At 46.6% G+C, this 12,929-nt stretch carries 5 protein-coding genes; 2 read left to right on the top strand and 3 right to left on the bottom strand.

All coding sequences use genetic code 11. The features are described 5' to 3' along the window. Positions 1 to 12 precede the first annotated feature (12 nt). Positions 13 to 3,306, bottom strand: a complete 3,294-nt coding sequence (locus KXQ82_RS04625; RefSeq protein WP_255563434.1) for a SusC/RagA family TonB-linked outer membrane protein — start codon at positions 3,304 to 3,306, stop codon at positions 13 to 15. Between the two features lie 619 nt (positions 3,307 to 3,925). Here KXQ82_RS04625 and KXQ82_RS04620 point away from each other — a divergent pair. Beyond that, positions 3,926 to 5,026 carry a hypothetical protein gene (locus KXQ82_RS04620; protein ID WP_219486992.1) on the top strand — a complete coding sequence of 367 codons (1,101 nt, stop codon included), beginning with the start codon at positions 3,926 to 3,928 and terminating at the stop codon, positions 5,024 to 5,026. A gap of 28 nt (positions 5,027 to 5,054) precedes the next feature. Here the strand turns inward: KXQ82_RS04620 and KXQ82_RS04615 are convergent, their stop codons facing one another. Continuing rightward, positions 5,055 to 6,758, bottom strand: coding sequence for a glycoside hydrolase family protein (locus KXQ82_RS04615; RefSeq protein ID WP_219486991.1), 1,704 nt, complete (start codon positions 6,756 to 6,758; stop codon positions 5,055 to 5,057). Positions 6,759 to 7,009: 251 nt separating this feature from the next. Beyond that, positions 7,010 to 9,943: a DUF4982 domain-containing protein gene (locus KXQ82_RS04610; RefSeq protein WP_219486990.1), complete on the bottom strand. Its 2,934-nt coding sequence runs from the start codon at positions 9,941 to 9,943 to the stop codon at positions 7,010 to 7,012. A gap of 695 nt (positions 9,944 to 10,638) precedes the next feature. Here KXQ82_RS04610 and KXQ82_RS04605 point away from each other — a divergent pair. Further along, a complete protein-coding gene (locus KXQ82_RS04605; protein WP_219486989.1) occupies positions 10,639 to 12,918 on the top strand; it encodes a fasciclin domain-containing protein in 2,280 nt (759 codons plus the stop codon). Positions 12,919 to 12,929 lie beyond the last annotated feature (11 nt).

The following is a 12,929-nucleotide window of genomic DNA, read 5'->3' as shown; positions in this document are numbered from 1 at the left end:
CTTTCTATTCAATTAAAACGTAAAATTTAAGCCGAAAACAATTGATTTAGCCAATGGCAAGCCGCCATAATCACCGGCCTGCGGATAATTCGAATTGGTACTAACTGTAGTATTGGCCGCATCCGGGTTCAGGCCATTGGTATATTTATCAGCTCCGAAAAAATTCTCCAGCGAAATATACGCCCTCGCAGCCTGAATTACCGGGGTCTTAATAAGCGGCTTAAAGTTGTAGCCCAGGGTAATGTTCCTGACCCTGATATAGTCGCTTGAATAAACTGCATCTTGTGTCGCCGCAAAAGGCGAGTTATAAGTTGCATAGGCCTTTCCATAACGCCCGTCACCGGTATTGGTCTCTGAATACCAACGGTTCACGATGCTTGCAGGTACGTTGTCCGTATATGCCTGCCCGGGTCTCGCAATGGCCCGGGCCAGTTCTGAATAGAATGTACCACCCTGCTGACCCTGAACCAACACGCTCAACTCGAAGTTTTTGAAACGGAAAGTATTGGTTATACCGAAAGTATAGCTGGGGTTAGGATGACCTACAATCTGCTTATCAGCTTCGGAAATCGTGCCGTCACTATTATAATCCTCGAATTTAGGGTCGCCGACAGATTCCGCGCCATACGTAGGTACTTTATTCGCCACGTCCGCGGCCGTCAGGAAACCATTGTATTTCAATACGTATACGCTGTTCAGCGATTCGCCTACGCGCAGGATCGCATCAGAAACATTGAATGAATTAGGAATAATAATCTGGTTTTGACCGGCTCCAAGGGAAACGATCTTGTTTTGGTTATGACTGATATTCAGACTTGTGCTCCAAGCGAAACGTCCGATGATATTCCGCGATGTCAATTCCAGCTCTTCACCAACACTGCGCATCGAACCGGCATTGCTCAAATAAGAACCGAAACCCGTGATCTCTGGAACCTGAACAAATAAAAGTAACTGATCACTAAACTTGTTGTAATAATCGAATGACCCTGTGAGGCGGTTATTGAAAAGCCCGAAGTCTAAGCCACCATCGTAGGTTTGCGATTTCTCCCATTGCAAAGATGGATTGGCCAGGTTGCTTGGTGCCTGCCCAATGGTTGCAGCCGGAGTGCCGCCTGCAACGATATTGGCATTACCGATCTGCGATATACTTGCATAGTCGCCAATATTACTGTTCCCATTCACGCCGAAGGAGAAACGAATTTTCAGGTCGCTGAATACAGGCGCTTTTTTCATAAAATCTTCCTGAATCACCCGCCATGCCAATGAAGCTGCCGGGAAGATACCGAACTTGTTATTCTCGCCAAATCGCGAGGATCCATCGCTACGAATACTTGCCAGTAGAAGGTACTTATCCTTATAGCTGTATTGTGCCCTGGCGAAATAAGATTCCAGGACACTTCTTGTTGCTGATGAATTGGCGCTGGTGCCTGCTGCCGCGCTTAAAGTTTGTACGGTCGCATTGTTATAACCACCGACTGAGCTCGCGGACTGGTTATCCAAACGGTCAGTATTATAAGATTGACCCAAAAGCAGGCTCAGGGTGTGAACCTTTTTAAAAGATGCATTGAAGTTCAGCGTATTTTCTATCACAAAGGTCTGTCGCTGGTATTCATTATAGGAACCCGATGTGGTGGCCAAAACGTTCAGGTTCGTTGGTGAAAAGATACGTGATGCCACGGTACCCTGAGTAAAATAGGGCGTATAGACATTGGTACGGCCGATAGAATTGTCGTAATTCACCGACGTCTTGAAGGAAAGCCTCGGAAGAATTTGATATTCTGCATAGCCACTGGTCAATGTCCGGTACTTCTTTAATGTATTGACGTTGTTTTCCAACTTCCCGAGCGGACTCGTAAAGCCACCGCTATATGTACCTACTGCATTTTTACCGAAGTTAGGGTAAAGGCCTACCGAATCTTCCTGCAAAGGTGTACCGGTCAGGGATGTGCTGAAGATCGCATCCTTACCCTCGACACCCGGATCTTGGGTGATCGAATAACTTGGTGCTACGTTAACACCAACTTTCAGTTTTTTGGAAAGGTTCACTTCAACGTTTGCCCTTACGGTATACTGTTTATAGCCGAGACCGGTAATGAAACCGTTTTGATCCTGATAACCACCCGATACGTAATAGCTTACAGCATCCGTACTGCCACTGATAGATAGTTCATTAGTTTGCATCAAGCCCTTCCGTTCGATCACATCCTGCCAGTTATAGTATTGCAGGCCGGGATGACCAGGAATAGCCCAGCGCGGGTCAGGCATGTAGGCCGTATTGATCTGGTTGCCGGACAGCGGAAGCCCCGATGCGGTCAGCTTTGCTCTGCGCGTGTTGGCATCATCGTTGACAGTTGCACCGAAAGCACCCGCCTTGGCAATATACTGACCGTTGATGATCTCAGTAGCCCTGGCGATCCACTGTTCATCATTCAGCATTTTTAATTGCTTACTGGCCTGATTATAGCCTACTGAAGTATTCAATGTGATCCTGGGAGCGCCACTTTTCCCACGTTTGGTGGTGATGAGCACAACACCGTTTGATGCCCGCGAACCGTAGATCGCCGCCGCGGCGGCATCCTTCAGCACCTCGATATTTTCGATATCTGCAGGATTGATATTATCCAGCGGATTGCCGTTGGAATATGACCCGTTTGCGACATTCGAGGCGTTGGGGGTCAGGGGGAATCCATCTACGACATATAAAGGTTCGTTTCCGGCACTGATCGAGGCGTTGCCACGAACCTGTATGCTAAACGGTTTGCCGGGTACGCCTGTCGTTTGCTTAACGTTCACTCCCGCCAGTTGCCCTACAAGCGCCTGATCTACGCGAGTGATCGGCCTTTGGTCGAGATTGTCATTCTTCAACGAAGATATTGATCCGGTTACGTTCGACTTCTTTTGCGTACCATAACCGATGACCACCACTTCGTTAAGCGATTTTGAAGACGGAAGCATCTTAATGGTCACACTGGTTTGATTACCGACCAAAATCTCCTGAGTATCGTAACCGATATAAGTGAGGACCAGTGTGGCGTTATCGGGTACACTGATGGTAAATGCACCAGTTACATCAGTAGACGTACCGCCGGTAGCGCCTTTTATTTTGATACCTACTCCGATCAGCGGCTGGCCGGTCTCGTCGATAACCCTACCGGTCAAGCGTATATCTCGCATGCTGGTACCTGTTCTTGTGTAGGTCACCGAAGCGTTGGCAGACAGCGGCAAGGTGAATAGCAGCATACCAATGGCGAAGATCGCCTGCAAGCGGTGAAACCCCGCAAGCTTAATTTGTAAATAGTGTCTCATAATTTAATTGGTTGGTTAATAATGAACTATTAGTTTTATGTGCTCTGAACGGATCTGCGTAGAGAACCGGTAGATGGTTCAGGCTGGAGTGCTGGCGCCTCACCTGTCGAAAAAGTGTAAGCCACAAAAAAGGAAGAAAGTGATATTCCTTGATTTGCCCACCTGGAAAGGCGGCATGGGACAACACAAATCCTGGGATAGGTACCGTTGTAGCAGATTGCACAAACATATTTTGGTTAAAAAATTGGTTGGTCAAACTTAAAGGGAGAACCAGATTTTCGACTTATCCTTAGCTGACCAAAAGTTAACCAAAGTGTGATCAGAATTTGGATAGCTAACAGAAAATACTATAAATCAGTGCATTAAAGAATTACGGCTAACAATCGTCAAAGGTCACGCTCGGCCTTTCGCAAAGGTTTTTGTTAGGTTTTAGATATATGGCTAATAAATTTTTAATACTTTCGCTCAGATGACTAAAAGGACCCGGCTTGACGAAGTTATACTTTGCTGCATCACCCGCTTTGACCGTGGAGATGCAGCTTCGTGGAAACACGGGGATTTCGCGGATCTTAGCCGTGAGATTCTGGAAGCTACCCATGTCAACATCAGTCCGAATACATTGAAACGAATCTTTGGCAAGATCGCGGTAGATGAAGACTATGTACCGCAGCAGGCCACTTTTGAGGCGCTGGTGAAATATGGCGGCTATACTCCACACCCGTCAGACCATCCGGAATACCGCCCTAAAGAAATGCCGCCTGTTCCAGTTAACAAATTCCGGTATAGGCAGAAATATCTAATAGGCTTTTTGGTCCTCATCGTGAGCTTCGCTGTCGCAGGTATTTTTGGCTGGCTACACTTCCATAAAAATGATCCCGGACCCGCCAAAATAAAAGTAGCCAGCATGGAAGGGATATTGCCGAGTACGGTTTTCTTTGAATTGCAGGTGCCCGAATTAACCGATAGTGTATTCATTAATTTCGGTGACAAATCCCGGATCATCTATACTAAGCCGGGCGCGGTGAATATCTCGCATAGTTATTTATTCCCAGGGGTGTTCACAGCATACCTTCAAACACGTGCCGGCCGAATCGCGGAATCGCAGGTGAGTATCCGTTCGGATAAGTGGATAGGTCTTGCCTTTCACCGCCAGAACGACCTGCCAAATCATTATTTCGAAATACCTGCTTTAAGATCGGGCCCGGATAGTATTTTTAATATTACGAGCGAGCAATTAAATAAAATGGGATTGGATACAACGTCGCTTACCTTCACGCGTTTAGCCAATTATACGGCTACAAAGGGATTGACTGATGGTTTTATATTTGAAACGACCTTTAAGAACCTACTTCGTAAAAAAGGCATCTATTGCAATAACACGAAAATACACCTTGCCGGAATAGACGGGCAGATACGTTTTACATTGATCAGCGCCGGCTGCAGTTCGAAGGGGCTCAATGTGATCAGCGAAAAACGATACGAGGGTAAAAGCCATAACCTGTCCCGCTTCGTCATCGATCAGGAAAAATGGAACCATGTCCGGCTGATTGATCACAACAAACAGGTAACGCTTTACGTCAACGATAAATTGCTTTATTCCGGCACTTATACCAAGTCATTAGGTGAGTTCAAGGGGCTTTATATCGAGTTCGAGGGCAATGGTTTTGTAAAGAACTGTGAATTGAAAACCTTGTCTGGCAAGCCAGTATATCATTTCTGACGCGCCGAAACTAAAAATACTTACAGGATCAAAATTTCAACAACTGTTCAAACACCCTGGTATCCATTTTTAAGCGCACGGAGCCGATCGGGTGAAATCTTTTTGAGTTGATCGCAGCGAATAATACTGTAAAATTATTATCTCCTTCCGGGATCAGGCAAAGCGGGGTGCGCATGACGTTCCACCAGGCTTGGATTTTGGTATGGAGCGGTATGTAACGGGCTTCGCTCCAATGTAGGCCATCTCTCGAAACCGCGTAGCCGATCATATTCACGAAATGATGTCCGTTATCATCAGGCCCGCCATCAAATATGGCGATATAACCCTCGTCCTTCAACTTGTAAACCAAAGGATTTTCGAGGAACTCCGGGTTAATGCTCTTGACCGGGTTCATCGTAGTGTCGAGCCTTGTCCAGGGGCCGTCCATCGTTTTTGCGGAAGCAAGGCCGATCAGCCAGCCTAAAGATGTTTTTTTTGGATAATCCGCCCAGGAGTGAAAAGGAAAGGCCCCGGCATAAAACGCCAGCCAGCCACCTTCTACCGGGAATGGGTAAAACGAAGCAACACCCTGCCTGCCCTCCCAGGGCTGCGAATCCAACCCCGGCTCCATGATCAGTGTACCTTCATCATAAGGCCCGCCGATACCGGCAAAACCTTTTGTTTGGGATATTGTGCGCCAGATCCTGCCGAAAGAATGGTTCGGGCGAATATTTTTATCGACGGTATAGCTAAGATAATAACCGTACCACCGGTCCGCCTCTTTGTTGAATACAGCATTAAAAGACCAAATAGCACCGCGCCGGTCGTTCATTGGGTTATCGGATTCAGATATTGCATAGGTGCCACTAGACTGGTATACCGTCCCTGTTCTTGTCCAGTGTATTGCATCATTGCTCTCCCAATGCCCGATACGGGTTTTTACCCGGTCGTATTCCGGACCTTTACCGGCCTTACCGGCACGTTCGGTCGGAAAAAGATGGTAGACGCCGCTTACCTTTACACAAGTTCCACTTTCAAATCCGCCTTGAATCCCCTCTGTTCCCGGCATCCCTTCATCGATCACGATCTGACCATTTCCCGAGAGTATTTCAAATAGCGGTTTTTCTTTCAAAAAGCCGTCGACCAGGTACGGCCTCCATTCCCGGCCATCCGGCTTTTTACCATTTCTGCGCGGGCCGGTTTGACCGGGAGCGATCACAGCGGCAATAAAACCATCCTCACTTTCTTTGTCTATGGAATGAATTCCTGACGGCAAGCGTAACGCGTAAATCCGATATGGCGGAAGGCCGGCGATCGTTAACGCACTGTCTAATATGGGCCGGTACGCATCATTTTGAGGGTCGAACGTTTGCGGCAATGCGATAAGCACTTCAGCATCTGCACTCAGTTCAAGTACTGTTATTTTACCCGCCGACTTTACTCCTGTAGCGCCTTCCAGTTCGGGCATTACCCTGATGACGACGTTTTTTCGACCCGGAAACGGATAAGCTGGTTTGCTCAACCTGAAAGTCGCTGTATCCCTGCCTTTTACATTAAATCGCACAAAACCATAAGCTGCACTGTTGTTTTTGCTTTGACATTGGACGACAAAGGGGAAACTACACATCACGAACAGCAATGCAGGGCATAGGACGTGCAAATTAATGCGGGGCAATAAATGCGCAAAAGCACAAAAAATTCGGAAAGATCGGCCAGCCCTGTAGCTGCGGGGGAAAATTACTATTCTCATCATCCTTTAAAATTGGTGATCTAATGTAAAAAAAAGGTTGCAGCCGGCATTGCTTTGCAACGACCAAAGCTTGTCCAAAGTTTGGACAGGTTGAAATTATCGCGAACAAGTAATGTCTTGCATTTTTAACTACGTTGTTAAAGTATCTACCGCACGGGAACTGACTCTGGCTCATAATCAAAAAAGCCCCAGGATCAGCTCCTGGGGCACGGGAAATATCAACCCTAAATTTCGGTCCTAAAATGATAGACTAATTATAACATTTGATAAATCTCCACCTCAGCCAGGCCGAATGCATTTTTACCTTTACCGGAGTCCCCTTCCGACTGGTGATTTTTACCATTTACCTCTATAAGACCAAAAGCATCCTGTTCTATTTCCGCACCGGCAAGTTGAATAGTTACCGTTTGTCCTTTCGTCTTTTTGACAGGTATGGTAATATAGCCAAGGCTTTGTTCGGTCGTACCCTGGTAAACTTCTTTATTATCAACAAGTATTTTGACCGGATACTTTTTAGTTCGCCAGCCTAAAACTTTCATCGTGATCTCGCTGATCTCGTAGGGCTTGTCCAACTGATATTTGATCCAGGCGTGAGGAAGTGTACCATCACTTTTCCAAAGCGATTTATCGTTATCATCGTATGTTTTCGGTGCATCGTCTGCGTTCGAACCGGCGGTTGATTTTACGATCTTTGCGGCCAGCCTGCTCATTTTGTATGAAGGTCCTGCCGGAGTCGGTCCTTTGCTCAGATTTGTTTTAAGATCGGTTCCGGGCAGGTATTCTACCAGCCCATCGTGTTCGTTAACGGGAACAGATGTAATGGTTACCGATGCCTGCTTCAGTCCTTCAGCAGTTGCTTTTAGAATGATCTGGCCGGATTTAGGCACGGAACGAATGATCACCCGGTTGATACCACAGGCAAGCGGTAAGGTTTTCGACAGGATATAATTTCCGGGTGCGCCGTGCGCGATCCCGCCGCGCCATTCTGCGGGACCGCTTAATTCAAATTTGATCATATCCATCGCAATAGGCACGCGGTAGCCTTTTGCATCAACGGCTTCCACGTCTACGAGGGCCACGTCCGCTCCGTCCCCTTTCAGTCCGCCCGGACCAGTTCGAACAGTTAGTTTGATACCCGTTGCTGGACCAGTAGTGTTCAATTGAGACTCATTCAACTTATTTCCGCTCTCATCGTAGCTGATGGCCTTGATGTTTCCCGGTTCCCAACTGATATTCTTGAAAGTGAACAGGAAATGACTGCTTCTTTCACCGTAGCCCTGCGACTTGCCATTGATAAAAAGTTGTACCTTGGCACCAGCCGCGATCACATCTACATTCTTTTTTACGCCTTTGGCATAATTCCAGTGACCTATGATATGCAATCCTTTCGGGTCAGGATCCACCCATCCATCCCACATGATCTGGTTGGCGAAAAAACCTTCCTTGGCGATACGCATCGCGTCAACTTCGCCGCTATTACGATAATTTTCTTCGCCGCGGAAATGCGTATTGGAATCTGAAAAAATGATATTCACACCACCGGAGCTTACCCGGTCACCGGTACCTGGCCGCTCGTGCCAGTACTCGTACCAGCGGATCACATCTTCACGCGCCATGGCATCCTGGTTATGATTGTAAGAAGCCGGGTCTTCGCTCTCCTTGTGCTTCGGTCCAACGCCTTCTTTATGGAAAGGCGGGGAAAATTCATCCCAATAGGTACGCAGCCCTTCATCCCGTGAAAACTCCATTTCCCAAAGTGGCTTCGTCGCGCTTTTATCGATGTAAAGCATTTCACCTCCGTATTCGGCTGTTTTGCTTTCCAGCATATCTCTCGACCCAGATGCCCTGCCACCATACGGATCATACTCGTCACGAATGGCTTTCATATCCTTCATATGGTCTTCACTCACCCCGCTATTTCCTGATTCGTAGAAAAGGATACTTGGGCTGTTTCTATTGTAAATCATCGCGTCCCGCATCAGCTCAAGCCTTTGAGACCACCAGCGATTTGTTCCATCTTTTTCGGCATCGCCTGCGGGCATACTTTGGATCAGGCCTACACGATCACAGGATTCCACATCCTGTTTCCATGGCGTAACGTGCATCCAGCGTACCAAGTTGGCATTGCCTTCGACCATCAAGCCATTGCTAAAATCGCTTATCCAGGCTGGAACGGATACGCCAAGAGCAGGCCATTCGTTCGTGGTCCGTTGCGCGTAGCCTTTCATTTGGATCACGCGATCATTCAGGTATACCATACCGTTTTTGAATTCGGTTTTGCGGAAACCGGTTACCGTTTTCACTTCGTCAATTGTTGAACCATTTAATTTCAGGCTCGTGTATACCTTATAGAGGTAGCCGTAGCCCCAGCTCCAGAAGTTTAAACCGTTGACTTTATCATTTGCTTTGATGATCCTGGTCTCTCCGGGTTTTAGCGTAATGGTACCGCCACTGAAGGTCTTCACGGTCTTGCCATCCATGTCTTCGACACGAACTTCATAGGTGAAGGTCTTCGCATCCACATATTCATTCCTGACCTCTGTTTCAACATTAACTACCGCTGATTTTCCAGCGATATCTATATCCCTGGCATAGATGTAGGTGCCTGTTGTTTTCAAATTTGAGTATAAGGGTAGCGTTTGGTATAGTTTATCGGTGATGTGCAGGTAAACGCCTTTATTCAGCCCGCCATAGTTCGCATAGAAATTATGATCGTTCCATTCAAAACCCGACCCTGTGCTTTTTTCCTTGTACTTCCAGGAATTATCGACCCGTACAGCGATCACGTTTTCCGTACCATCATGTTTGAGCAGATCTGTAAGATCAAAACCGAACGCCATTACGCCATTCTCGCTCAGGCCGATAGATTTACCGTTCAGAAAAACCTCGGCCCCCATTCTGGCACCTTCGAACTCAATAAAGATTTTTTTACCGTCAGACCCGGCGGGGGTTTTAAAGTGTTTTCTGTACCATGCAATTCCGGTTGTCAGGTTAGCAATCTCTTTACTGAATGCGTCGTCTTCATTAAAAGCATGCGGCAGGGTAACGGGCTTCCATCCGCTGTCGTCGAACGCCGGGGCATCGGCACCGGTAGCTTCGCCGGTTAGCAGTTTCCATGAACTGTTAAAATTGTATTTTTTTCTGGGGCCCGCACCAAAAGCGGCGAGTCCGCAAAGCAAACAGATCATTAGTAAATAAGGTGATCGGATACGCATAGAATTTAAAGTGTTAATTTATGATATTAAATAATTGGTTTATCGCTGGGCCTGTCCGGCATTAGCTGATATTACAGTCTGTCCCAAAGGTTCGGTAACACCCGTAATAATCGTTGGCTAAAAGTAAATAAAGGCATCGGCAGTTTGGACGTTTATACCTGATCAAAGTTTATCCAAAATTTGGTTAATTGCAGCTTCCCTCGTTATAACCGTCTTCAAGCGGGTTTTGGTCGATTTTTCGCTAAACCGGGGCGCCAGCTCATTCCTAATTGCAGATGCAGCGTATTAGTTTTTTTCCTTAGTATCCGAATGGAGCAAAAACCCAATATAAAATCGTGCAGGATAATTGAGACAAATTCACCGGATAATTGCGACAATTTATACAGCCCGTTGCAAGTTATTCGATCTACTTTTGAGTGGTCATCAGTAACCGTTTCTACAACCATATTGCTGGTTATGATGACCTAAGTGCAACCAACACGATAAACCAATTTCTAAACTAAAATTAAAAGACATGAGAGGAACTCTACTTGCCCGGGTTGTGCCCGAATTTTTGTGCGGCAGCCAAATCCGCCCTTCGGAAACCAGGAAAGACGATAGCAACAATTAGCAGAACATCAGACCTAACATTATCGCCAGGCCTGAACGTAAATTTTAACTTTTTTCATATGTATAAATTGATCAGAAATCTATTCTGTCTATCGGTCGTATTCATCCTATTCGGCAGTTGCCGTAAACAAGCAATCGATCAGTTTTACGGTCGTCCTCCGTCGCTTGAAGCGCCGATCTATAAAATACTACAGTCTAGGGGAAACTTCACTAACCTCCTGGCCTGCATTGACAAAGCCGGTTACGCCGAAACGCTGAACTCTGCGGGTTATTGGACCATGTTCGCGCCGAATGACGACGCTTTCAAAAAATATTTTACAGCGCACGGTATTAGCAGCATAGACCAGATCGATGCCGCAACAGCCAAAAGTATAGTTGAATACAGTTTGGCCTATAACGCGTCGTTTACCGACCATATTTCGGATTATATGTCACCCCAGGGTTATCAGGCTAACACCGCTTTTAAAAGAAGGACCGCTTACCATGGTGGGTTATATACTGATACGGTACTTTTTACACCGCAGGGAAGGACGGATCCGGTAGCGGGCCAGGTGCTTACTGCAGTAGCCACCAATCGCAACACAGCGACATATGTTTACGGCGATTTTAATAATAAATATATACCTTACTTCACAACGGCGTTCTTTGCCACAAAACAACTTAGCGCAGCAGATTATAACTATTTCTATCCCAACACGACTTATACCGGATTTAACGTAGTGGACGGCACGGTGCTTACCAAAGATATTGCAGCTGAAAACGGTGTGATCTATGAGACCAGTTCGGTGGTGACGCCGCTTCGAAGCCTCGAACAATATTTGGCCTCCAATTCTAATTACAGCCACTTCAAGCAACTTTTCGACAAATATTATGTCCAATATAACATTGACGCGAATGTAACGCACCAATACCAGGTAGCGAGTGGAACTACCGGCAATGCCTATGTGAAATCATATTTTAACGCGACCTATCCCCTGGCCTTTTCGTTAAATAATGAGAATTTTTTAAAGACTGCTGATAATGACGGGCAGCAAGGTACCTATACGCTTTTCGCGCCAACCAATGCTCAGCTGGATGCCTATATCAATACGGTATTGCTTGAGCATTATCCCTCTTTCGATAAGCTGCCTGCAAACATTATTCAGGATTTCCTAAATGCGCACATGTTCCAAACCGCTGTTTGGCCATCCAAATTCGCCTCAACCAGCAACATGCAGGGCGAGCCGGCAAGATTCGATGCCGCTAAGGATGTTGTAGATAAATATTTCGGCAGCAATGGTATCTTTTACGGCACAAACAAGGTTCAGCAAGCTAATGTATTTACTACAGTTTTTGGCCGGGCATATCTTGATCCCGCTTATTCATTAATGACGACCGCGCTGAACATGAACCTGCGATATGTTGTCAGCAACCCGAGTTTCAAGTTCACTCTATTTATGGTCCCCGATGTCGCATTCCGTGCGTTAGGTTATGACTACAGTTCTGCCAGCGGTGCTTTTACCTATACTGCGCCCGGTGGTGCGTCCGCCACAGTGATCGGAGGAACTGCTAATACGAATATGTTAAGATTAGTAAGTATGCTTGTTGCCAATACACCGACAGGTCAGCTCAATGACCTTTCCGGGCAGGGCATATTTGAAACCGGAAGCGGCGATGGGACCGGTGGCGAATATCTTCGCTACAATGCCAACACGATCTTTGCTGCAGGGAACGCCGATATCGGGCAAACACTCCGGATCACTAGTTCAGTGACTGCATCCAATGGCAAAGCCTATTACACGACAGGGGGTGTGCCATTGTATACCAACAATCAGGTGGGCATCACGATAGCGGCCAATGCTGCCACAACCACGTCTCCCTTCTATAGCTTTTATCAATACCTACTAAATAGCGGATTATATAATTCTACAACCGGCAGTATCACCGGAATGTTACCTGGAACGTTTTATACGATCCTGATTCCGTCAAATGCAGCCATACAAAGCGCGGTAAATGCCGGCCTGCTTCCGTATACGACAAGCGGTTCCACGCGCATCCCGAATTATAAACCGACCTTGTCAACCGAGGTCGATCAGGTAAACAAATTCATCCAATACCATATAATTAACGGAACAACTATCGTCCCAGATGGTAAAAAAAGCAGTCCGCCGAGTTACCCGACACTGCTGAGCGACCCCAATACCGGATCCCCCTTATTTCTACAAACTTTCACAACGATCAACTCGATGTACGTGCTGGATAACCAGGGTAAACGCTGTAATGTCGTAGTGCCTAACAGCAATATACTTTCTAATTATACCGTCATCCACCAGATCGACAATTACCTAAACTACAATTAAACAAACCACGG

Source organism: Mucilaginibacter rivuli (assembly GCF_019391655.1).
Taxonomy (GTDB): Bacteria; Bacteroidota; Bacteroidia; order Sphingobacteriales; family Sphingobacteriaceae; genus Mucilaginibacter; species Mucilaginibacter rivuli.
The sequence above is the reverse complement of the archived record's forward strand: the minus strand, read 5'-3'. Positions and strand labels throughout refer to the sequence as shown.